The organism is Streptomyces sp. NBC_00986 (assembly GCF_045162565.1).
GTDB lineage: Bacteria > Actinomycetota > Actinomycetes > Streptomycetales > Streptomycetaceae > Streptomyces.
Genome location: NZ_CP108733.1, coordinates 11278350 through 11302645 on the forward strand (window position 1 = coordinate 11278350; position 24296 = coordinate 11302645).

A 24296-nucleotide genomic window follows, 5' to 3' on the forward strand; every position below is an offset into this window, starting at 1 on the left:
CCTTTCTTCCGATATGCGAGTTTCGCGGGACTCTTTTTCGATGTGGGTGTTCTGTGCGGTGTTGCGGAATGTCGAGTATTGACATGTCCTGAGCCTGTGATTGATGATTACGGCTGTGTCACGGAGTTCCGGAAGGGAATCCGGGTGCGCAGGAAAACAATGTGACCAGGTAATTGGCCAGTAATTTCGGGAATCGAATTTATCGAATCGCCCGGCCGCTATAGGACTCTTCGCCGCGTGGACTCGCCCCACGCATCCCGGCCGTCGGCCCCGCCCCCACCACGACGCCCGCTCGACGGCGAGCGCGCCGAGCCAGGACCGACGGCAGTCCGGTGATCCCGGCTCGTCACTCCTGATGTCACCCCGCCCCACACCGATGGGAAGGCCAGGTATCGCCGGTGCACAACACCCCCCACCCTGTTCCCACTCCAGGCGCGTCCTCTGGAGCAGCCACCGGCGACGCCGAGTCGGCGCCCCGCGTCCGACCGGCCTCCTTCGCCCAGCGGCGACTGTGGTTCCTGGCCCAACTCCCGGGCGCGAACGCCGCGTACAACGAGACGATCGCCTTCTCCCTGACCGGCCCGCTCGACGTCGACCTGCTGTCCCGGGCCTTCGACGAGCTGACCGTCCGTCATGAGACCCTGCGGACCAGGCTGGTGGCCACCGAAGGGGACGTGCGCCAGCACATCGACCCACCCGGTGGGGGATTCGCCCTGACCTTCGAGGATCTCGCCGCGGCCGATGACTCCGAGGCACGCGTCGCCGCCCGCCAACTCGAGGAGGAACAGAGGCCGTTCGACCTCGACACCGGCCCCCTCGGGCGCGGACGCCTCCTCGCCCTCGGACCGGACCGCCACGTACTCCTGCTGACGTTCCATCACAGCATCTACGACGGCGTCTCGATGAACGTCATGATGGACGAACTCGGCCGGCTCTACGAGGCGTTCGCAGCGGGAGCCCCGAACCCGCTGCCCCCGCTCGCGGTGCAGTTCGCCGACCACCTGCGGACCAGGGAACAAGCCGTCCTCGACGGCGGGCTCGCCGCCCAGGAGGACCACTGGCGCCGCGCGCTGCACGGCGCGCCGCCCGTCCTGGACCTGCCCACCGACCGTCCACGGCCGACGGAACAGCAATACGACGGCGGCCGGGCCGAGTTCAGCCTCGACGCCGAGGTCACCGCCGGGCTCCGCAGCCTCGCGAGACAGCACGGGGCCACCCCCTTCGTGGCCGTGCTGGCCGGCTGGGCGATTCTCCTGTCGCGTCTCTCCGGGCAGGAGGACATCGTTGTCGGCAGCCCCTTCGCCAACCGACGCGGCCCGGGCGTCGCCGGTCTCATCGGCTTCCTCGTCAACTCCCTCCCGTTGCGCATCGATCTGTCCGGCTCCCTCACCGTGTCCGAGGCCCTCGCCCGCACCCGCGCCGCCGTACGCGAGGCACTCGCTCACCAGGACCTGCCGTTCGAGCGGATCGTCGAGCTGGTCAACCCGCCGCGCAGCGCCTCCCGCACCCCGCTGTTCCAGACCATGCTGGCCTGGGTGCCCGAACGGCGGGACCTGCTGCACCTACCCGGAGTCGACGCCCAGCCGCTGCCGATCACCCACGCCCCGGCCAAGTTCGACCTCGCCGTCTCGGCGACCGAGTCCGACGGCCGCATCACCGGGTACCTGGACTACGCGACGGCCCTCCTCGACCACACCACCGCCGAACGCTGGGCCGGCCATCTGCGGAACCTGCTCACCGACATGGCCCGCCACCCCGAACGGGACGTCCGCGCCCTGGAGTTGATGGCACCTCAGGAACGTCGACGCGAACTGCTCGACGGCGACGCCACGCGGCCGGAGACCTCCGGGGCCGCTCCGCACGCGGCCTCCGGACTCGTCGAACTCTTCGAGACCCAGGTCCGCGAGCGCCCGACCCGCACCGCCGTCGTCGACCGCGACAACTCACTGGACTACGCGGCCCTCGACCGCCGCGCCAACCACCTCGCGCACGCCCTCGTCGCCCGGTCCGTCCGCCCCGGCGACGTCGTCGGCCTCCACGCGAAGCGGTCCCGCGACCTGGCCGTCGGCATCCTGGGCATCCTCAAGGCGGGCGCCGCCTACCTCCCGCTCGACCCGGGCCAGCCCGCCGAACGCCTCGCGAACATGGTCGAGGACGCGGCCTGCCCCCTCGTGCTGAGCGACCACGACAGCGCGGAACGCGCCCCGGAATGGCTCGACTTGGCGGCTGTGGAAGCCGAGGGAGCAACCCGTCACGAACCGCCCGCGGGCATCGCGCCCACACCGGACCGACTCGCCTACGTGATCTTCACGTCCGGGTCCACGGGACGGCCCAAGGGCGTCGCGGTGGAGCACCACAGCGTCCTCAACCTCTTCGCCACCTGGCACGCCCGCATGGGTACCGCTCCCGGCGAGGTCGGCTCCGCCTGGTCCAGCATCGGCTTCGACGCCTCGATCCACGAACTGCTGCTGCCCCTCACCACCGGCGGCGAACTGCACATCGTCCCCGAGGAGTTGCGCGGCGACCCCGAGGCCCTGCTGGCATGGATGCGCGAACACGCCGTGACCCAGGCCTTCTTACCGCCCGCGTACGTCAAGTGGATCGACGAGGACCCCGCCGTACGACTGCACGGGCTCCAACTGCGCACACTGCTCACGGGAGTTGAATCGCTCACCGAAGCCGCCCTGTACCGCATGACACAGCACCTCCCCGGCCTGCGGATCTGCTTCGGCTACGGCCCCACCGAAGCGACCCTCTACAGCACCGCCTACTACGACCCCCGCCCGCTGGACCGGCCCTGCCCCATCGGCCGCCCGCTGCCCGGCACGCGTATGTACATCCTCGACAGCCGCATGGAACCCGTCCCGCCCGGCGTGGTGGGGGAGGTGTACCTCGGTGGAGCCTCGCTGGCCCGCGGCTATCTCGGCCGCCCCGACCTCACCAAGGAACGCTTCCTGCCCGACCCGTTCGTGCCCGGCGAACGGATCTACCGCACCGGAGACCTCGCCCGGCGCCTGCCCGACGGCCAGGCGCACTACATGGGCCGCGCCGACGACCAGGTCAAACTCCGCGGATTCCGGATCGAACCCGCCGAGGTGGAGGCCGCGCTCATGGCCCTGCCCGGCGTCCGCGAAGCCGCCGTCCTCGTCGACCACGACGCGAGCGGCCAGCCCCGCCTGCTCGCCGGCGTCGGCCGGGGCACCGCACCGGCCCGCACCACCCACGACTGGCGCACCGCCCTCGCCCGCCGACTGCCCGACTACATGATCCCCGCCGTCTTCCTCGACCTCGACACCCTGCCGCTCAACCGCAGCGGCAAACTCGACCGGCCCCAACTCCTGCGCCTGGCCCAGGAGTCGACCTCCACCCAGGTCAATACGGCCAGCCCGCGCGACCACATCGAACACGGCCTGTACCGCATATGGCAGCGCATCCTGCTCCACCCCGACATAGGCGTCAGCGACAACTTCTTCGACATCGGCGGCACTTCGCTCTCCGCCATCAAGATGGCCCACGCCGTCACCGAGACGTTCGGCCGCCGTCTGCCGGTCGGCGAGGTGATGACCCGACCCACCATCGAGTCACTGGCCGAGCTGCTGCGCGAGGACCGCACCGCCGACGCCCCCGGCAGCCTCATCGAGTTCCGCCCCGGCACCGGCCCGCGCGTCGTCTGTGTCCACCCCGCAGGCGGCACCGCGTTCTGCTACCTCCCCCTCGCCACGCTCCTCCCCGAGAGCGTCGGCCTGTACGGCATCCAGTCCCCGGGAGTGAACCCCGACGAGGACCTCCTGCCGAGCGTGGAGGCCATGGCCGAGGAGTACCTCCGACTGATCCGACCCGACGGCGCATCCCCCCTGGTCCTGACCGGCCTGTCCTACGGCGGCCTCGTCGCCCACGAGATGGGACGCCTCCTGGCCCGCGCCGGACACCGGGCCGTCAGCGTCGTCCTCCTGGACACCCAGGCCACCGACGACGCCTCCGCACGCGCGGAGATCGGCGCCGTCGACGCGGCCGAGTTCCGCGACAAACTCGTGAGGTTCAACGGGATGTACCCCGGCATCGACGACGCCCAGGTCGACCGCTACTTCCACCTCTACAACCACAACCGGCTCACCGCCCGCGAACACCTCCCGGCGGCCTCCCCGGCACGCACCGTCCTCGCCCAGGCCGTACCGGACGGCGACGACACCCCCTTCCACGCCGAGGTCCGCGACTTCTGGCGGCGCCGCGCCGAGGGCGACTACCGCGTCGAGCCGATGGAGTGCGACCACTGGGAGATCCTGGAGGGCGTCGGAGCAGCTCAGGTCGGCACCCTGCTCGCCGCCGAACTCGACCACCACGGCGCCCAGTTGGCTCTGCCGATACGGGAGGCGTGATGGACCTCCGCCATGCCCGCAGAGTCTCCCCGGTCCCTACGAGGTCCGTCTCCCTCGCCGAGGCCGTACTGGGCCAGGCTCGCCGTACCCCCACCGCCGTCGCCGTCGAGGACGGCGACCGGGTCCTCGACTACGCGGAACTCGAACGAGCCAGCGGCCGAGTGGCAACGCGACTGCACGCGGCCGGAGTCCGCCCCGGCCACGCGGTCGCCGTACACCTGCCCCGCTCCTGGCAACTCGTCTGCGTCATGCTCGGCATCCGCCGCGCCGGAGCCACCGTCGTCCCCCTCGACCGGCTCAGCCCACCCGACCGCCGGCGGCACATCCTGGACGACTCGGGCGCCGTCGCCGTAGTCCACGACAGCGGGCATGCGCCCCAACTGCCTGAGCACATCGCCGGGTTGGACGCCCACCTGCTCCTGACCGACGACGGTCCCGTCTCGCCTGCCGTGCCCCCTGGGGAGACCGGCGACACCGCCACGGGCTTCGTCTTCTACACCTCCGGCAGCACGGGGAACCCCAAGGGCGTCGAGGTCACCGACGACGGAGTGCTGCGCCTGGCCCGCCCCGGCTACCTCGACCTACGGCCCGGCGCCCGCTTCGCCAGCCTGGCCAACCCCGCCTTCGACGCGCTGAGTTTCGAGGTGTGGGTCCCGCTCCTGACCGGCGGCGTCTGCGTCGTGCTCGACGACGAACAGGTGCGCAGCGCACCCCGGTTCGCCAGGGTGCTGAGCGAGGGCCGCGTCGACATCCTGTTCATCACAACGGCCTTGTTCAACGCGGTCGTCGAGCAGGTACCGGACTGCTTCGCCGGCATCGGACAGATACTCGTCGGCGGTGAACAGCTCAATGCACGCATCGTGCGCCGCTGGTACGACACCAACTCCGCGTCCCGCACCGTCCTGCACAACGTGTACGGGCCGACGGAGGCGACGACCTTCGCTCTCTGCGGCCCCATCCCGCGCGACTTCGCCGGCGACACCATCCCGATCGGCACCCCGCTCCCCGGCACCGCCGTACTGCTCCGCACCGAGGACGACCGCATCGCCGAGCCGGGCGAAGTGGCCGAACTACTGCTGTCCGGCCCGGCGTTGGCCCTCGGCTACCGCAACCTCCCGGAACAGACGGAGCGCGGCTTCGTACGGCTGCCGCACGAGAACGGCGGCGGACGCCGCTGGTACCGCACCGGCGACCTCGTACGCCAGGACACCGAAGGCCGGATCACCTACGTCGGCCGGGCCGACCGTCAGGTCAAGGTACGCGGCTTCCGCATCGAACCGGGAGAGGTGGAGCGGCAGATCCTGGCCCAACCCGCCGTCCGCCAGGCCTACATTTGCACTCGCCGCGACGCGGCGGACCGCAGCGAACTGCTCGCCTTCCTCGTCCTGGGCGACGACCTCGCCTACGACGCCTACGACCGTCACCTCGCCGCCGCCCTGCCCTCGTACATGCGCCCCCACCACACCTACCTCGTCGCCGAGTTGCCGCGAAACGCCAACGGCAAGGTCGACCAGGCTGCCTTGCTGCGCGATGCCGGGACCCCGTGGCGCGGTACGCAGGAGGGTGACGTTTCCGTCAGCGCCGCGCAAAGGCGGGTGCTGGAGGTCGCCGAGGACATCCTCGCCGTCAACGGCCTCCGCCCAGGCGACCGTTGGGCCGCGAGCGGCGGTGACTCGCTGAAGGCGCTGCGCTTCCGCTTCGAGATCCTCAACCGTTTCGCCGTCGACCTGCCGCACGACCTCGTCCTGCGGTCCGACTTCGCGGCTCTCGCCGACGCCGTACACGCCCCGGATGCGACCACCGGAGAACACCCACCCGTGCCCGCCCCCTCCGTGGAGCCGACGGCGCCGGCCACCAGCGAGCAGGAACGCCTCTGGCTCCTGCACCAGCGCGAGCCCGAAAACCGTTCCTACGACGTGCCGTTGGCCTTCCGCGTCCGGGGGCGCGTCGACACGGCGGCCCTGCACAGCGCGGTGCGCGCGATGGTGGAACGGCATGTCGCCCTGCGTACCCGGCTGGTCCCCACCCCCGACGGACTGCTCCAGCAGGCCGGTGATCCGTACGACCCGTGGCAGCGCCTCGAAGGCCGTCCCGGGGAGGAGTGGCAGACCACCGCCGACCGGTTCTTCGACCACCGCTTCGACCTCGGCGACGCGCGGATGCTGCGGACGGCCTGGGTGACACAGGCCGACGGCGGACTGCTCCTGCTGCACCTGCACCACGTCGCAGTGGACGGCTGGTCCCTCAACCTCCTCCTCCGCGATCTGACCGAGGCCTGCGCCGCCCGGAGCGCTCAGCCGCACTCCTCCCTCACCCCCCTGGACTTCGCCCGCTGGCAACGCGGTTGGCACACCAGCACCGCCTACGAGGACCGCCGTGCCCGGCTGCGCTCCCACTACGGCCGTGACGGCGAACCGTCACCCGCGCTACCGGCCCCCGACGCGCCACGAGCCCGCCTGTTGCGTACCTCGCTCGACCTGGTCCGCCGCAGCGCGCTGGACCGCCGTGCCGCACAACTCGGCCTGACGCGCTTCCAGTTGCTGGTGTCCGCGTTCGCCGCGAGCCTGTACGGCGTGACCGGGCAGGGGCGTCCGCTGGTCGCCACGCCGGTGGTGAACCGGCCCCGCCCCGAATTCGCGGACACGGTCGGCATGTTCGCCAACACCGTGCTCCTGGACCTGCCGTTGGAGCCGCACCGCTCACTGGACGCTCAGCTCTCGGCCCACTCCGACGCCGTTCGCGCCGTGCTCCAGGACCAGGAGGTCGCCCTCGCCGACGTCCTCGCGGACCCCGCCCTCCGCGAACGAACTCCCTTGTTCGACTACCTGTTCGTCCTGGAGAACACCGACTTCTCGGCACTGCGCCTCGACGGCTGCGAGGTGCGGCCACTGTGCCCCGAGCCGCTGGGTGCCAAGTGCGCCCTCACGCTGTCGGTCGTGGAGCACGCGGCCGGGTTCGACTGCCTGTGGGAGTACCGCGACGACATCGGCGCCGAACGCGCCCAGGCCGCGGCCCGCCTCTTCCGGCAGACCCTCGACCACCTGACCGGCGACACGGACGCCGCCATCACCCTGCACGAACTGGTCGCCGACTACCGCCGTACCCTGCCCGACCACGGCCAAGGCCCCACGCGCGCACCGGACTTCACCACCGTCGCAGACGGGTTCGCCCGACAGGCGGCCCACACCCCGCACGCCCCGGCCGTCACCACCGGCGGGACCACCCTCACCTACGCCGAACTCGACGCACAGGCAGCCGAATTGGCGACCGCACTCGGCACCCGCCTCCCGGCCGATCCGCCAGCCCCGGCGGCCGTGGCGCTCTACCTCCAGCCCTCCGTCGAGCATGTCGTGGCGCTCCTGGCGGCGGCCCGACTCAACCTCACCGTCGTACCGCTCGACCCCGCCTATCCACCGCCCCTGCTGAGGCATGTGCTGGACCAGGCCGACCCGTTGTGCGTACTCGTGACACCCGAGGGCGAACACGTCCTCGACGCGATCGCGCCACCGTCCCTGCCCCGGCACATCCTCACCCTCGCCGACAGCCCCACCGCAGTACCCCAACTGCCCACGCACCAGGGGCTGCGCCCGCTCTACACCCTGTTCACGTCCGGCTCCACCGGCACCCCCAAAGGAGTCCAGGTCCCCGACCGGACCCTGTGCAATCTGCTGACCTGGCAGCGCACCGACGGCGGCCTCAGCGGGCCGGCCGTCACCCAGCAGTTCTCCATGCTGTCCTTCGACGTCTCCTTCCAGGAGATCTTCACGACCCTGTGCTCCGGTGGCCTGCTGCGCCTGGTGGAACCCGGCTGGCGGCACGATGTTCCGTTCCTGCTGCGGGAGTTGGAGACCGGGGGAGCGGAGCGGATCTTCCTGCCGTACGTCGCCCTGCAACTCCTCGCCGAACACGGCGTGCGCACCGGGCAGTTCCCGTCCCGGCTGCGCGAAGTCGTCACCGCCGGAGAGCAGTTGGTGTGCACCGACGCGATCCGCCGCTGGTTCGCCGGCCTTCCGGACGCCCGGCTGTTCAACCACTACGGCCCCACCGAGACCCATGTCGTCAGCGGCCTCCGCCTCGACGGCGACCCCGCAGCCTGGCCACTGCGCCCCGCGATCGGGCACCCGGTGGCGAACGCCGTCCTGCGGGTCGTCGACGAGGGCGGTCTCCCCGTCCCGCCCGGCGTCACCGGCGAGTTGCTGATCGGCGGTGTCATGGCCAACCGCTGCTACGTCGGCGTCGGCAACGGTGACGACACGCCGAACCGCGACCGCTTCACCGACGACCCGGACCTCGGGACCTTCTACCGCACCGGCGACCTGGCCCGGTTCGACGCGCAGGGTCTGCTGCACTACGCGGGCCGCGACGACAGCCAGGTCAAACTCGGCGGGTTCCGGCTGGAGTTGGGGCAGGTCGAGGCCGCGTTGCTGCAGTATCGCGGTGTGACCCACGCGGTCGCGGTGGTGGAGGGCGGGCGGCTGGTGGCCTGTCTGCAGTGCCGGGGCGGCGACCCCGATCCGGCCGAACTCGCGGACCATCTGGCCGGGCTGCTGCCGTCCTACGTGCGCATCAGCCGTTTCCGGCGCCTGACGGAGCTGCCGCGCACGCCGAGCGGGAAGCTGGACCGCCGGGCGGCGTACACCGCCCCGGGGCGCGACTTGCGCTCCGTCGACGTGACCGCCCCGGCCGTCTCACCGCTGGAAGGACGGCTGGCCGCGCTGTTCGAGACGGTGACCGGCAAGGCCATCGGCGTGGAACAGCGGTTCTTCGACGCCGGTGCCACCAGCCTGGACCTGATGCGCTTCCAGCTTCGCTGCGCGGGCGAGGACGAACTAGCCTTCACCGTCCCGGAGTTGTTCGAGCACGTCAGCCTTCGCGCGCTGGCCCGCCTTGTGGAGGGACGCACAACGGAGGGCGCCGTCGAGACCGCCGTCATCTTCGATGCCCCACGGCTGCCGGAGGAGCGGGCCGATGAACCCGTCGCCGTCATCGGGATGGCCGTACGCTTGCCTGGTGCCCCTGACCTGGCCGCCTTCTGGGACCTGGTGGTCTCCGGCCGCCGGGGCATCGAGCACTTCCCGACGACGGACGGCCGGGTCGGCGCCCGCAGTCAGTTGGCGGGGATGCTCGACTTCGACCCGGGACGCTTCACGATCAGCCCGCACGAGGCCCGGCTGATGGACCCCCAGCAGCGGCACCTCCTGATGAACTGCGTCGAGGCACTGGCCCACGCCGGCATCGGAGATCCGACGGCCCAGCGGGTCGGACTCCTCGCCGCCTGCGGGGAGAACACCTACTTCCAACGCATGCTGCGCGAGGCGGAGTCGGCCGAACTCCCCGACGCCTTCCGGCTCGCGTTGCACCACGAGAAGGACTTCCTGGCCACCAAGGCCGCCTACCACCTCGGCCTGACCGGCCCCGCCTTCACCGTGCAGTCGGCGTGCTCCAGCTCCCTCGTCGGCGTGCATGTCGCCGCCGGGCTGCTGCGGCAGGGCGACGCGGACGTGATGCTCGTCGGCGGTGTCCTCGTCGACACCGAACTGACCGACGGCTACACCTACCGACCGCAGCACATCTTCTCCCCGGACGGCCACTGCCGCCCCTTCAGCGCGGACGCCGCAGGCACCGTCGGAGCCAGCGGAACCGGCGTCGTCGTCCTCAAGCCCCTCGCCGCCGCCCGCCGCGACGGGGACACCGTCTACGCCGTCATCACCGGCTCGGGCATCAACAACGACGGCTCGGACAAGCTCAGTTACAGCGCCCCCGCCCTGGCCGGGCAACGCGCCGCGATCCGCACCGCCCTGCACCGCAGCGGCCGTAGCGGCGCCGACCTCGGCTATGTGGAGGCACACGGCACCGGTACCCGGCTCGGGGACCCGGTGGAGGCGGCCGCACTGCGCCAGGCGTACGGACTGGCGGACGACGCGCGTGTCGCGCTGTCCTCGGTGAAGAGCCAGATCGGACACCTGGGCGCCGCCGCGGGCGTCGTCGGCATGGTGCGGGCCGTGCTCGCCGTGCACCACGGGATCGTCCCGCCCACGGCGGACTTCGACCGGCTCAACCCCGAGATCGACGACGGCCCGTTCCGCATACCGGTCGCGGCCGAACCCTGGCCCCAGGACGGGCCGCGAGTCGCCGCCGTCAGCAGCTTCGGGATCGGCGGGACCAACGCCCACCTGCTCCTCGAAAACCTGGATGCGGCACAAGTCGCGGACACCGCCCACGAGTTGGTGCCGTGCCTGGTGCTGTCCGGCAGCTCCGAGGCCGCCGTACGCGCGGACGGACGCCGTATCGCCGGCTACCTGAGGGCGCGGCCCGACACCTATCCGCAGGTGCTGCGCCACCTCCAGGCCGGACGGCCCGCACTCGGCCACCGGGCGGCGGCGGTCTGCCCGGACGCCGGCTCCGCCGTCGCATGGCTCGAAGCGCTCTCCGACATCACGGCGCCGCCCCCGCAGACCGGCAGCCCGACCCGCGACCGGGACCCCCATGCCCTCGCCGAGGCATGGACGGCCGGGCACACCCTCGTATGGCCCGAGGGACCCGCGTCCGCACCCTGGGACTTCCCGCCGCCCGCCTTCGACACGGCGGAGTACGACTTCCCGCGTACGCCCGTGTCGGCTCCGCCGGCCGGACCGCGGCGGTTGCCCGCCGACCAGTGGCTGCACCAGCCGCAGTGGACGCGGTTGCGCCGCGCCCGCACCGGCGCGCACGAACCGCACCGCACCGCCGTGGTGGTCACGGACGCGGGCGGCGAGGCGTGGCGGTTCCTGGAGCGGCACTACGCCCGGGTGGTGACCGTGTGCGCCGGGGAGACCTTCGCCCGTCTCGATGAGGACCGCTACGAGGCCGATCCCGCCGACACCGGGCAACTCGCCGCTGTGCTGGAGCGGGTCACCCGTTCCGGCGGCCCCGGGGTCGACTGGCTGCACGCACTGCCGCTGGCTCTCGACGGCAGCCTCGATGAACACGCCCTGGAGACAGCCCAGTTGGCCTGCCTCGACACCGTCGCGGCGCTCGCCCGCGCCCTGGCCGACGTACCGGACGCCGTACGGCCACGGGCCTGGCTGCTCTCCCACGGGGCGCAGCCGGTCACCGGCCCCGTCCGCACTCCTGAGGCGGGCCTGCTCGCCGCCGCTCTCGAAGTGCCCCGGCAGGAACTGGGCGTGACCCTGCGCTGGACCGACCTGCCCGGACCCCGCCCGGCCGACTGGGCGGCCCACCTGCCCGACCTGCTCCTGGACGACACGATCACCGAACCGGCGACCGCCCTGCGCGACGGCTTCTGGTGGCAGCGCACACTCCAACCGGTCCCGGTCCTCAACTCCCCGCCGACCGCCGTCCGTTCGGCCGCCCCCGGCACCCACCTGGTGCTCGGCGGCACCGGAGGCATCGGCACCACCCTGGCCGCCCGCCTCCTGGAGCACCCCGGCAACCACGTGGTCCTCGTCGCCCGAGGGCCCGGGACCCCGCCCGAGCTACGGCCGTACCAGGACCGCGTCACGCTGGTCCCGGCCGACCTCGCAACGGACGAACTGACCACGGTCGCGGACCGGTTGGCCCCGCATCTCGACGGCCTCGCCGGCATCGTCCACGCCGCCGGTACAGCCGCCGGAGGACTCCTCGCCCGCCGCGACCCCGTCACCGCTCGCCGCGCCACGGCCGCGAAACTGCGCGGCGCCCTGCTCGTCGAACGGCTCATCGCCGAGCACGACCCCGACTACGCGGCCTACTGCTCGTCAATGGCGGCGCGGTTCGGGGGAGTCGGACAGTTCGACTACGCGGCGGCCAACGCCTGCCTCGACGCCTACGCCCACCACGCACCGCCCGGCGACGACGCCACCACCGTCCGGATGAGCATCGGCTGGGACGCCTGGCGGGACGTCGGCATGGCACAGCACGCCCTGACCACCGACACCCGCCACCAGGAACACCTCAAGGTGGCGCTCACCCCCGAGGACGGCGCGGCCGTCTTCGAACGGGCCCTGCACCTTCAGTTGCCGCACCTGATGGTCAACACCACGCCCTTGACCGAGGCTTGCTACTTCTACGAGCCGGACCCCGACTCGCGACACGCGCCGGCGCCCTCCGGGCAACCCGCACAGGGCGACCCCACGACCGAACTCAACGAGATCCTGGTCGACTTGCTCGGCGTGGACATCGTCGACCCGGAGGCCGCGCTGTACGACCTCGGCGCCGACTCGCTCACCCTGCTGGAACTCATCGACGAGGTGAAACGCCGCTACGGCACCGACATCGACCTGTCCCGGCTGAGCCACCGGGTGAGCCTGACCGAGATCCTCGGCCACCTCGACACCGGCACCCGCGCGTCCGCCGCCGCGGTGGACGTCGAGGTGTGGCAGCGCGGACCGGGTCCGGCCGTGCTCTGCCTGGTCCATCCGGTCGGCGGCGACATCCAGGCCTACCGGCCTCTTGTGGCGGCCCTGCCCGACGAGTTGACCGTCTGCCTCATCGCCGACCCGAAGCTACGCGACCCGGCGCAACCCGCCCGCTCGATCGCCGACCGTGCCGCGCACTACCTGGAAGCCGTCCGGGCCGCGTTTCCGGCCCCCGACTACCGCCTGCGCCTGGCAGGTTGGTCGTTCGGTGCCTGGACTGCCTTGTCCATGGCGGCACTTGCCGAGGCCGCCGGCCGACCTGTCGACGCCGTCCACCTTCTCGATCCACCGCCACCCGGCGCCGGACAACGGCTCGCCGCGTACGACGAGCAACAGGTGGACGCCGTGTTCGCCCGCGAGTTGAGCGGCAACGGCGACAGTGGCGGACAGCTGTCGGCATCCGGGCGTGCCTACGCCGAACGCCTCGCGGCCTGCTGCCGGACCAACCTCGCCGCCATGGCCGAACACCGGCTGCCGCGACTGCGCCGGACGCCCGCCGAGGTATGGCTCGCCCAACGTCCCGTAGAGGAAGGGGTGTTGGCCCCGGAACCGGCCGCCCCCGACGCGTGGGACGCGCATCTGCCACGCCCCTTCCGCCTTCACCACGTCGACGCCACCCACTACGAACTCGTCGCGCAACCCCACGTGGAAGCGATCGCCGCCGCCCTCGCAGCGGCCCCACCCCACACGCGAGCGGCCGTTGCCGCCCTGCCCCACCCCGCCGGAAGATCCTGAGGATGTCACCGTGCGGCACCGCTGCCCGCTTTCTCCTCTCACCCCCGCCCCCACCGATGCCCCGGAGGTCCCTCATGGAGGACTACGCACTCAAGGCCGTCGAGCGGATCACCACCCGCCCCGCCGAGCCCTACGACACCCTGTCCGTCGCCCCGATCACCCCGTTGCTGGGCGCCGAGGTCACCGGCCTCGACCTCTCCAAGGAGCTGACACCCCAGCAGGAGAAGGAACTCAAGCACGCGTTCCAGACCCACCACGTCCTCGTCTTCCGCGACCAGGACATCACTCCCGAGGAGCACAAGCGGTTCGCGGGTGTCTTCGGCGAACTGCACCCCGTGGCCCTCGCGCCCGAGGGATCCGACCCGTACATCCTGGAGATCAAGGCGACCAAGGAGTCCAAGGCCGTGGCCGGCAACGGCTGGCACGCCGACGGCACCGCCGACGCCGAACCCTCCCTCGGTTCGCTGCTGTACATCACCACCATCCCCGAGGGCGGCAGCGGTGGCGACACCGTCTTCGCCAACATGCACCTCGCCTACGAAGTCCTCTCACCGGCGATGCGCGGCTTCCTCGAGAGCCTCACCGCTGTCCACGACGGAGCCCTGCCCTGGACCGCCGCCGGACAGACCCCGCCGCCCGAGTACGAGGTACCCCGCACCGAACAGCCGGTCGTCGCCCGCCACCCGGAGACCGACCGCAAACTCCTCTTCGTCAACGCCCCCTACACCTCGCACATCACCCAGCTGTCCCGCGTCGAGAGCGACGCCCTGCTGGAGATGCTGTACGCGCACATAGCCCGCACCCAGTTGCTGCACTGCCGGGTCCGCTGGCAGGAGCGCACCCTCGTCCTCTGGGACAACCGCAGCGTCCAACACCACGCCGTCTGGGACTACTTCCCGCACACCCGTGAGGGCCGCCGGGTGGCCGTCAACGGCAGCCGCTTGGAGGCCTGACCCGGTGTCACGCGCCCGCCCGGGGGGCTGTTCACGGCGCCCGCGTCTGCAGCATCTCCAAAGCGGTGACGGCCACGTGCAGTTGGGTGCGTTCGGCGCCGGACTCCAGGTCGGTGCCCAGGAGGCGTTCGATGGTGTGCAGGCGCTGGTAGAAGGCCTGCCGGGAGAGCCCCACGCGCTTGGCCGCGATGGACTTGTTGCCGGCGGCGTCGAGGTATTCGCGCAGGGTGGTGAGCAGATCGCTGCCGTGCCGGGCGTCGTGCTGGACCAGGCGCCCGAGCCGGTGTTCCACGTACTTCTGGACCCGGACGTCGTCCCGCAGTGAGTAGAGCAGCTCCGGCAGGCCCACGTCGGAGGCGACGTGGAAGGGGCGGTCGCGGGAGGCGGGACCGATCGCGTCGGCGACCTCCTCGGCCTCGCGGAACGACCGCGTGACCTGGCTGAGTTCGGTGACCCCCGGGCCGACCGCGATGACCGTGTCCTCTCCGAACGCGGCCCGCAGATCGAGGGCGATGCGCTCGACCACGGGCTGCCAGGCACTCGCGCGGGCCAGCGCCATGAGCAGTCCGGTACGGCGCCCGGACAGGTCTCCCACCAGAGCCTTGACGCCGGACGTGAGGAGCCCTTCGGCGAGGTGGGCGCTCACCGTGGTGTCGCCGACCCGCGCCCCCGCGTGGTCGACGACGACCGGCAGAAGGCGATGCCCGGTCGTCGGGAGCCCGAGCGCCTCTGCCCGCAGCCGGGCCTCGGTACGGCTGCGATACCGCCAGTGCAGCAGATCGAGCAGGACGGAACTGTGCGCCCGCCGATCCCACTCCGGGGCTCCGGTGAGCCGGGCCAACGTGAGCGCGGTGGCGGCCTGTTCGAGGATCATCGTGTGCTCAGGACCGAAGGGCGGTCCGCCCGTGAGGGGCAGCATGACCAGGCGCCCCCACCGGCTGCTCCGCTCCTCGACCGGCGCCACCAGCCACTCCTCGGGCCCGCTGACCGCCGCCCGGTCCGGTGTCCCGGCGGCGCGCGAACGACGCGGCCACGCGTCCAGCACCTGCCCGTCAGCGCGCCCGGCCACGGCCCAACTCACCGCGTGGTGGATCAAGTTCTCCAGTACGACCGGACACCCCGAGAGGTCGGAGGCGGTCTGCACGAACTCCTCCGGTTCGGCCCCGCGCAGAGTGAGCGACGTGAACAGCTCGTGCACATGCTGGGCGCGGCGCAGCAACTCGCCCTGCGCGTCCAGGATCAGGGCGTGCACGGTCTGGGTGACCTCGATGAACCGCACCCCGCGCGCCAGCACGATCAGCGGCAGATCCCGCTCACTGCACGCGGTGACGAGATCCGGGGGCGCCTGCTGATACCGCCGCCCCAGCTCGACGACCAGCCCCGCCACCCCGACGTCCGCCAACTGGTCGACGTAGCCGCGCAGTTGTGTCGGGTCGGAGGGGTGCGGCATGCCCGTGGTGAGGACCAGCTCCCCGCCCTCCAGGAACGAGGCGGGATCGAGCAGCTCGGTGACGTGGACCCACCGAACCGTGCGCCCCAACTGCCCCTCCCCGGCCGCCACTCGGGGCAGCCCGGCCGCGATGACGGGCAGTCGCAGTACGTCGGCGACCGTGAGAAACGGCATGGGCGGTGGCTCCCAGAAGACGTAGTGCCGCCGGTCCCGACACGTGGTTCCGCCCCACTCTGAAGGGTGGGACGCGAGTAACGCAAGGGTGGCCTGCGCTGCTCAAACGCCGTTCAGGACGGCGCCCCGAAAGGGGCGCGGGGAACGGCGCGAGCGACCACAACGAACCGCCACTCGCCAACGCACCACCCGCCCCCACGGCGAAGTGGCGAGCACCCCACCCGCCTCAAGGCCGCCGGGCAACAAGATCCGCAACCGTAGCGATCGGAGAGGTCCGAGAACGCCCGCCCGCCTCGTGCGCATCCGCCAGCCGATACGCAACGTAGAGCCCCCGCACCCCGAGCCACCGCAACGGCTCCGGCTCCCACGTGCGGGGCCGATGCCCCGTCCACGGCAACCGAGTCAGCCGGGACTCCCGCCCCAACACCAGATCCGTGAGCGTCCGGGCGGCGAGGTTCGTGGAGGTCACCCCGTGCCCCACGTACCCCCCGGCCCAGCCGAGCCCGGTAAACCGGTCGAGCCCCACCGTCGCCGACCAGTCCCGAGGCACCGCGAGCACTCCGCACCACGCATGGTCGACACGGGCGCCGGCGGTCTGCGGCAGCACCTTGTACAAGGTCTCGGTCAGCTCGCCGATCGTCCGGTCAGCCACCCGCCCGTCGGAGTCGGTCCGCGACCCGAACCGATACGGCACCCCACGCCCCCCGATCGCGATCCGGTCGTCCGGAGTCCGCTGGGCGTACAAGTGCCCGTGAGCGGTGTCGCCCAAGGTCTCACGCCCGGCCCACCCGATCTCGTCCCACACCCCCTGCGCCAGCGGCTCGGTCACGATCATCGAGCTGTTCATCGGCAACCAGGCCCGCCGCAGCCCCTTCAACGACGCGGTGAACCCCTCCGTCGCCCGCAGCACCACGGGCGCCCGCACCACACCATGCGCGGTGACCGCCCGCCCCGGCTCGACCACACTCACCGGCGACTTCTCGTACAGGCTCACACCGAGCCGTACGACCACGTCGGCAAGCCCGCGCACCAGCGCCGCCGGCTGCAACCGGGCGCAGTGCGGAGTCCAAGAGGCCGCCGTCATCCCCTCGATGCGGATACGTTCCGCGGCCTCCTCAGGCGTCAGCATCACCGAGTCCGTGACACCCCACTCCTGGTCGGCCTCGGTCTTGTGCCGCAGCCGGGTCGCCTGCGCCGGGGTCCGGGCCACGCGCAGAGTGCCGCCCTTGACGATGTCGGCGTCGACGCCCTCCCGTTCGGCGACGGTGATGATCTCGTCGACGGCCTCGTTCATCGCGCGCTGATAGTCGAGCACCGCATCCCGCCCGTACTGCTTGGCGAGCCGGTCACGCGCCCCGGGCACCAGCCCCGACGCCCACCCACCGTTGCGCCCGGACGCGCCGAACCCGGCGAACTCGGCCTCCAGGACGGTGATTCGCAGAGACGGGTCGGCCAGCTTCAGGTAGTACGCGGTCCACAACCCGGTGAGACCCGCGCCCACGATGCACACATCGGCATCGCGGTCGCCGGGCAACGCAGGGCGTGGTGCGGGGAGTTCACTGAACCAGTGGGAGATCCGGCCGTTGACCGGGCCGGGCCGGCCGAGCGTGGTCGCGCTCACGGGGTGTTCCTTTCGAAGCGGCGGGCGTGCGGGTGCCGGGAGGATCAGACGCCGAGCAGTCCGGGCAGCTCGGACAGGTCCCTGATCTCCTCGTACGGCTGGAATGCGGCCGAGCCGGGGAAGCCGTACCGGTTCACCCAGATCCGCCGCATGCCCGGGTACCGCTTGGTCGGCATGATGTCGTACTCCCAGCCCTGGGCGGTGTGGATGATGTCCTCCGGACCGCGCCCGGTCGCCTTCATCAGGTACTCGAAGGCCTGCGGCAGCGGCTTGTACGCCCCGGCCTGCTCGGCGGTCAGGACGTAGTCCCACTCGACGCCCAGCTCGTCGACGGCGTACGAGATGAGGTCGTCCTCGCTGTTGGAGAGGATGGCGATGTCGTACTCGCTCTTCAACCGCCTTAGCGCGTCCGGGACTTCACGGAACGGCTTGAACTTCTTGATGGCCTCGACCAGCGCCTCGCCGTCCTCGTCCCGGTACTCCAGGCCGTGCAGCAGCATGACGTTGCGCAGGGTCCCGCGGACGATCTCGCGGTAGGGCCGGTACGCGTCGACGACGCCCTGGAAGCGCATGACGTACGCGTCGTGGTGGAACTGGTCCGGGTCCACGCCCAGTTGGGCGAGCCGGTCCTTGACGATCTCGTGCGTGGCGGCGCGGGTGTCGAAGTTGATGAGGGTGCGGTAGCAGTCGAAGCTGACGACCTTGCGCATGGTGCGAACTCCTTGACGGGAGAGGGGTGTTCGGAACCTGGGGAGCTTCAGGAGTGGCCGCTGGCTTCCGCCAGGCTCAAGTCCTTCGTCTCGGGGGCGAGGAAGTACGACACGACGAGCCCCGCCAGCGTGATCACCACCGCGATGCCCAGCGTGCCGCGCACCCCCAAGTCGTCGGCGGCGATGGGGAGAAGGAACGTCGACGTGGCCGACCCGACCCGGCTCATCGCGGTGGCGATGCCGACTCCCGTGGCCCGCAGGTCGGTCGGGAACAGCTCGCTCGGGTAGACGAACTGCAGCCCGCTGCCCGCCGCCTCGAAGAACTGGAACGCGGCGAACAGGGTCACCACCAGGAACGCCCAGTGCAACGGCAGCACGGCCAGCGCGAGCAACGACACCGTGATGCACGCGAACGTGCTGATCAACAGCGGCCGGCGGCCGATCCGGTTGACGACCACGAGCCCGAGCGCGATGCCCGCGACCGCCAGCGTGGTGATCAGCGCGCTCGCGCCGTACGTGCTCTCCACGCCGAAGGCCGACAGCATCTGCGGCTGGAAGGAGCGGACCGCGAACGCCGGCGCGACCTGACAGATCCAGAACACGGAACAGAAGACGACCGGGACCGCGTACCCGCGTTTGAAGATCTCGACGAGGTTGCCGAGACCCGAGCCACCGCGCTGCTCCCGCCGGGGTTCGGCGAGGAGTTCGTCGGCGTCGATGTCGGGGCCCAGGTGTTTGCTGACGACGGCCCGCGCCTCGTCCATCCGGCCGCGCGAGGCCAGCCAGCGCGGCGACTCGGGGATGCCGGCCCGGAAGACGAGGAAGACCAGCGCCGGGACCGCGCCGGAGACCAGCATCCAGCGCCAGGCGTCGTCGCCGAGACCGGTCAGCGCCCAGCCGACCCAGTAGCTCACGCCGTAGCCGACCCACCACGCGAGCACCAGGCCGGACAGGGCCGGGCCGCGCAGACGGCGGGGGACCAGTTCGGTGGTGAGGGCGGAGGCGATGGGGTAGTCGGCGCCGATCGCGATGCCGATGAGCAGCCGCAGCACCACGAGCTGCCAGGCCTCCGCGACGACGAACTGGAGCGCCGAGAAGACCACGAACGCGGCCAGGTTGAGGACGTACATCAGATGGCGGCCGACCCGGTCGGTGATCGGGCCGAAGACGACTCCGCCGATGAACACGCCGATCAGGACGGACGCGGCGACCAGGCCGGTCCACAGGGTGTCGAGGGCGAGTGCCGGGGTGATGAGGCCGAGGGCGACACCCATCACGCCCAGCAGGTAGCCGTCACAGAACGGGCCGCCCATGGCGACGGCCATGATCCGGCGGTGGAAGGAACTGACGGGCGCGTCGTCGAGCGACGAGGCACCTCCGGTGGTGGTGGACGAGGTCACGGACATGCTTGAGGCTCCTGGGGACGCGGGGGCTGCCGGGGAACGCGCACCGGCAGGGGGACCGGAGCGGAGGAGGGCTTGCGTCAAGCATTCGAATGCGTACGCCGCTGTACGCCGGAGGGACCGGCAGGTCACCGAGGGGGGAGTGGGGCGGTGAGGCGGTCCGGGGTTGGCAACACCCTGGTTCAGTGCGCGGCCACCGTCAATGAACACCGTGTTCGCTTCGCCACCGGTGGGTGGACAGTCTGTTCCGCGGACGCGCTCCGGTTGACAGACCGTCCACACGGGGCGGCCCGGGGGAACACGTTGACCGTTGCCCCTCCCGGCGCACCGCCCACAGGGTGGGAGATGTCCCCCGCACCTCCTCTCGTCGTGGGAGAACCGCCGTATGGCACACCTGTCAGAGCACCTGCGCCAGGCCACACCGGTCGTCGTCGAACGCGGCGAGGGGGTGCACCTCTTCGGTACGGACGGCCGTCGCTATCTGGACTTCACCGCAGGCATCGGCGTCACCAGCACCGGCCACTGCCACCCCAAGGTGGTCGCCGCCGCACAGGAACAGGTGGCCACGCTGATCCACGGCCAGTACACGACGGTCATGCACCGGCCGTTGCAGCGCCTGGTGGAGCGGCTCGGCTCGGTCCTGCCCGAGGGGCTCGACAGCCTCTTCTTCGCCAACTCCGGCAGCGAGGCCGTCGAGGCCGCGCTGCGGCTCGCCCGCCAGGCCACCGGCCGCCCCAACGTCGTCGTATGCCACGGCGGTTTCCACGGCCGTACGGTCGCCGCCGCGTCGATGACCACCTCCGGCGCCAAGGTGCGCACCGGGTTCGGTCCGCTCATGGGCGGGGTCGTCGTCACACCGTTCCCGCACGCGTTCTATTACGGCTGGGACGAGGAGACGGCGACCCGGTTCGCGCTGCGCGAGTTCGACCAGCTCCTCCAGACCGTCTCCGATCCCGACGACACCGCCGCGATCTTCGTCGAGCCGGTCCTCGGCGAGGGCGGCTACGTTCCCGCCAACTCGGCCTTCCTGCAAGGACTTCGGGAACGTGCCGACCGCCACGGCATCCTCCTGGTCCTCGACGAGATCCAGACCGGCGTCGGCCGCACCGGCCGCTTCTGGGGCCACGACCATTTCGGCGTCCGCCCCGACATCCTCATCACGGCCAAGGGCCTGGCCAGCGGCTTCCCGCTGTCCGGCATCGCCGCCTCCGAAGAGCTGATGCGGAAAGCACGGCCCGGTTCGCAGGGCGGAACGTACGGCGGGAACGCGGTCGCCTGCGCGGCTGCCGTCGCCACCCTCGACGTCGTCGAGGAGGAGAACCTGGTCGCGAACGCCGCCGCCATGGGCGCCCGGTTGCGGGCAGGGCTCGACGAGGTCGCCGCGAAGAACCCCGCGATCGGTGACGTGCGCGGGCTCGGCCTGATGCTGGCGAGCGAATTCGTGACGGAGGCCGGGGAGCCCGACCCGGGGACGGCAACTCGCGTGATGCGGGCGGCCGTTGACGAGGGGCTGCTCCTGCTGCCCTGCGGCCCGTGGGGCAACGTCGTCCGGATGATCCCGCCGCTGATCGTCGACGCGGGCGCGATCGACGAGGGGCTGCGCGCCTGGTCGGCCGCCGTCGCGGTGGGCACGGCTGGGTGACCGACGCCCGTTCCATGGTCGACCTGCCGACCCGGACCCGTCCGGGTCGGCAGGTCGACACGGGGGAGGGGCGGCGCACAACGCCCGCGCCCTGGGGGCAACTTCGGCTTCGAGGCGGAGGACTACGACACCTCGATGACGGTCGGCGCCCTCTCGCTCACCCCGAAGCTCGCCGCACTCGACTCCGACGCCAACGTCCTTGCGGACGGCTTCAGTTGCCGAACCCAGGCGGCGCGTCCGATCGGCCCGGACGCCCCGCAGTCCCGGCGCCTGGCCCAATCGCTTGACCCGAACCCGCCCGGAGGAACCCGCTGATGACCACCACGTCTACGTCCACGCCTGCCGTCGACACCGTGTCCGTCGTCGAGACCGTCCCCAAACAGCTGTTCATCGGGGGGAGTTGGCAGGACGGGGTCGACGGCGGCCACTTCGCCGTGGACGACCCGGCGACCGGCGAGCGGCTGTGCGAGGTCGCCGACGCCTCACCGGCCGACGGGCAACGCGCCCTCGACGCGGCGGTCGCGGCGCAGGAGACCTGGGCGGCGACCGCGCCCCGCGCTCGCAGTGAGATCCTGCGCCGTGCCTACGAGATCATCCTCGAACGGCGGGAAGAACTCGCCCTGTTGATGACCCTGGAGATGGGCAAGCCCCTCACGGAGGCGCGCGGCGAGGTCGGGTACGCGGCGGAGTTCTTCCGCTGGTTCTCCGAGGAGGCGGTACGGATCGACGGCGGGTTCACACGGACCCCCGACGGAGCCAACCGCGTCCTGGTCATGCGGCAGTCGGTGGGACCCTGTCTCCTCATCACCCCATGGAACTTCCCGCTCGCCATGGGCACTCGCAAGATCGGTCCCGCGATCGCGGCGGGCTGCACCATGGTCCTCAAGCCCGCCCCGCAGACCCCGCTGTCCAGCCTGGCCCTCGCCGGAATCCTCGCCGAGGCCGGACTGCCCGAGGGTGTGCTCAACGTCGTGACCACGACCGACGCCGCCGGAGTGATCGAGCCCCTGCTGCGCGGCGGAGGCGTACGCAAACTGTCCTTCACGGGCTCAACTCAGGTCGGGCGGCTGCTCCTTGCCCAGTGCGCCGACACCGTCGTCCGCACCTCCATGGAGCTGGGCGGCAACGCGCCCTTCATCGTCTTCGAGGACGCCGACCTCGACCGGGCCGTCGAGGGTGCCATGGTCGCCAAGATGCGCAACATGGGCGAGGCGTGCACCGCCGCCAACCGTTTCTTCGTGCACCGCGCGGTCGCGGACGCGTTCGCCGTGCGGCTCGCCGAGCGGATGTCCGCACTCGCCGTCGGTCCCGGCACCCAACCCGGCTCCCAGGTGGGCCCGTTGATCGACGCCGCCGGACGGGCCAAGGCCGACGGTCTCGTGCAGGACGCCGTCACGCGCGGCGCGAAGGTGCTGACCGGCGGCGAAGTCCCGGACGGGCCGGGCCACTTCTACCCGCCGACGGTGATCACCGAGGTCCGCGCGGACTCGGACCTGATGCGCGCGGAGATCTTCGGCCCGGTCGCCGCGATCCTCACCTTCGACACCGAGGACGAGGTCGTCCGCGCCGCCAACGACACCGAATGGGGCCTGGTCGGCTACCTGTTCACCCGCGACCTCGACCGCGCCCTGCGCGTGGGGGAGCGGCTGGAGACAGGCATGGTCGGCATCAACACCGGCCTGGTCTCCAACCCGGCCGCGCCCTTCGGCGGAGTCAAGCAGTCGGGGCTGGGGCGTGAGGGCGGACGCGTCGGCATCGACGAGTTCCTGGAGTACAAGTACCTCGCCATCCCCGTGGTTCCCGTGGCGGCGGACGGCCGTGGCTGACCGGCTCGTCGTCCTGCACCAGGGCGCCCTGCCGCCGAACGCCGGGCACATCGAAGCGCTCGCGGACACGGTGTACGCCACCGAGGAGGAACTTCCGCTCCTCCTGCCCGGCGCGGACGTCCTCCTGTGCTGGCACTCCATCACCCCGGCGGTCGCGGCGAGTTGGCCGAAGGACCCGGCCCTGGCCCCCGGCTGGGTTCATGTGGCCGCCGCCGGGGTTGACTCGCTCCTCTTCCCGGCCTTGGTCGACCACCCGGGCGTGGTGCTCACCAACTCACGGGGCGTCTATGACCGGGCCATCGCCGAGTACGTCCTCGGTCTGATCCTCGCCCTCGCCAAGGACTTCCCGGGTAGTTGGGAGCACCAGCGGCGTCGCGAGTGGCGCCCCCGCGACAGCGAACGCATCGGCGGACGCACGGCACTGGTGTGGGGGACAGGGCCCATCGGCCGTGCCGTCGCCCGCATGCTGCGTGCCGTCGGCATGCGGGTCTGCGGCGCCGGGCGCACCGCGCGCGCCGACGACCCGGACTTCGGGACGGTGCACCGGGGCGCGAGCCTGCGGACCGCGCTGGCGGACGCGGACTACGTGATCCTCGCGGCCCCGCTCACCCCGGCCACCCGCTGCATGGTCGACGCGTCCGTCCTCGGTGCGATGAAACCCGGGGCGCGACTGGTCAACGTCGGCCGGGGTGGCCTCGTGGACGAAGAGGCGCTCGTGAAGCACCTGGCGGACGGCAGGCTGGCCGGGGCGGCCCTGGACGTCTTCGCGCAGGAGCCGCTGCCCGCCCTCTCGCCGCTGTGGGACATGCCCGGCGTGATCGTCTCCCCGCACACTGCGGGTGAAGTGACTGGCTGGCGCGCCGAGTTGGCGGACCTGTTCCTGGAGAACCTCACCCGCAGGGCGGAGGGCCGGCCGCTGCGGAACGTGGTCGACAAGGAGAAGGGCTACGTCAGGGACGTAACCGCCTTGGAGTCGCGCTGAGTTCGGGGCCGGCGGACACCGGGCGTGC

The 24296-nt window shown here is 71.6% G+C and carries 11 protein-coding genes; 7 read left to right on the top strand and 4 right to left on the bottom strand.

Annotation, left to right across the window (positions count from 1 at the left end; translation table 11 throughout):
- The first annotated feature begins 398 nt into the window (after positions 1-398).
- The 3 genes from OG504_RS50935 (at position 399) to OG504_RS50945 (ending at position 14460) form a co-directional block, all read left to right on the top strand.
- Positions 399-4376 carry a non-ribosomal peptide synthetase gene (locus OG504_RS50935; protein WP_405995984.1) on the top strand — a complete coding sequence of 1326 codons (3978 nt, stop codon included), beginning with the start codon at positions 399-401 and terminating at the stop codon, positions 4374-4376.
- Complete coding sequence (locus OG504_RS50940; RefSeq protein ID WP_405995985.1) at positions 4376-13507, top strand: amino acid adenylation domain-containing protein; 9132 nt, start codon at positions 4376-4378, stop codon at positions 13505-13507. The genes OG504_RS50935 and OG504_RS50940 overlap by 1 nt, the downstream gene beginning before the upstream one ends.
- A 74-nt stretch (positions 13508-13581) precedes the next feature.
- Positions 13582-14460 carry a TauD/TfdA dioxygenase family protein gene (locus OG504_RS50945; RefSeq protein WP_405995986.1) on the top strand — a complete coding sequence of 293 codons (879 nt, stop codon included), beginning with the start codon at positions 13582-13584 and terminating at the stop codon, positions 14458-14460.
- Between the two features lie 31 nt (positions 14461-14491).
- On the opposite strand, the gene OG504_RS50950 is transcribed toward OG504_RS50945, so the two are convergent.
- From OG504_RS50950 to OG504_RS50965, 4 genes are all read right to left on the bottom strand, one after another.
- A complete protein-coding gene (locus OG504_RS50950; RefSeq protein WP_405995987.1) occupies positions 14492-16084 on the bottom strand; it encodes a PucR family transcriptional regulator in 1593 nt (530 codons plus the stop codon).
- Between the two features lie 226 nt (positions 16085-16310).
- Positions 16311-17705 carry an NAD(P)/FAD-dependent oxidoreductase gene (locus OG504_RS50955; protein WP_405995988.1) on the bottom strand — a complete coding sequence of 465 codons (1395 nt, stop codon included), beginning with the start codon at positions 17703-17705 and terminating at the stop codon, positions 16311-16313.
- A gap of 44 nt (positions 17706-17749) precedes the next feature.
- Positions 17750-18415 (bottom strand): HAD-IA family hydrolase, encoded by a 666-nt coding sequence (locus tag OG504_RS50960; protein ID WP_405995989.1) that lies wholly within the window; start codon positions 18413-18415, stop codon positions 17750-17752.
- A 47-nt stretch (positions 18416-18462) separates the two neighbouring features.
- Entirely contained in the window at positions 18463-19821 is a 1359-nt protein-coding gene (locus OG504_RS50965; RefSeq protein ID WP_405995990.1) for an MFS transporter, read from the bottom strand.
- A gap of 382 nt (positions 19822-20203) precedes the next feature.
- Between OG504_RS50965 and OG504_RS50970 the strand changes: the two genes are divergently transcribed.
- From OG504_RS50970 to OG504_RS50985, 4 genes are all read left to right on the top strand, one after another.
- A complete protein-coding gene (locus OG504_RS50970; RefSeq protein WP_405995991.1) occupies positions 20204-21460 on the top strand; it encodes an aspartate aminotransferase family protein in 1257 nt (418 codons plus the stop codon).
- 135 nt (positions 21461-21595) lie between these two features.
- Entirely contained in the window at positions 21596-21775 is a 180-nt protein-coding gene (locus OG504_RS50975) for a hypothetical protein (protein ID WP_405995992.1), read from the top strand.
- Entirely contained in the window at positions 21775-23286 is a 1512-nt protein-coding gene (locus OG504_RS50980) for an NAD-dependent succinate-semialdehyde dehydrogenase (RefSeq protein WP_405995993.1), read from the top strand. Before OG504_RS50975 ends, OG504_RS50980 begins: the two co-directional genes overlap by 1 nt.
- A complete protein-coding gene (locus OG504_RS50985; protein WP_405995994.1) occupies positions 23279-24268 on the top strand; it encodes a D-2-hydroxyacid dehydrogenase in 990 nt (329 codons plus the stop codon). Before OG504_RS50980 ends, OG504_RS50985 begins: the two co-directional genes overlap by 8 nt.
- The last annotated feature ends 28 nt before the right edge of the window (positions 24269-24296 follow it).

Excerpts from the sequence above, each read along its gene's own strand:
- OG504_RS50950 (WP_405995987.1), bottom strand. The coding sequence starts at position 16,084 with ATGCCGTTTCTCACGGTCGCCGACGTACTGCGACTGCCCGTCATCGCG.
- OG504_RS50970 (WP_405995991.1), top strand. The coding sequence starts at position 20,204 with ATGGCACACCTGTCAGAGCACCTGCGCCAGGCCACACCGGTCGTCGTC.
- OG504_RS50965 (WP_405995990.1), bottom strand. The coding sequence starts at position 19,821 with ATGTCCGTGACCTCGTCCACCACCACCGGAGGTGCCTCGTCGCTCGAC.
- OG504_RS50975 (WP_405995992.1), top strand. The coding sequence starts at position 21,596 with ATGACGGTCGGCGCCCTCTCGCTCACCCCGAAGCTCGCCGCACTCGAC.
- OG504_RS50960 (WP_405995989.1), bottom strand. The coding sequence starts at position 18,415 with ATGCGCAAGGTCGTCAGCTTCGACTGCTACCGCACCCTCATCAACTTC.
- OG504_RS50980 (WP_405995993.1), top strand. The coding sequence starts at position 21,775 with ATGACCACCACGTCTACGTCCACGCCTGCCGTCGACACCGTGTCCGTC.
- OG504_RS50940 (WP_405995985.1), top strand. The coding sequence starts at position 4,376 with ATGGACCTCCGCCATGCCCGCAGAGTCTCCCCGGTCCCTACGAGGTCC.
- OG504_RS50945 (WP_405995986.1), top strand. The coding sequence starts at position 13,582 with ATGGAGGACTACGCACTCAAGGCCGTCGAGCGGATCACCACCCGCCCC.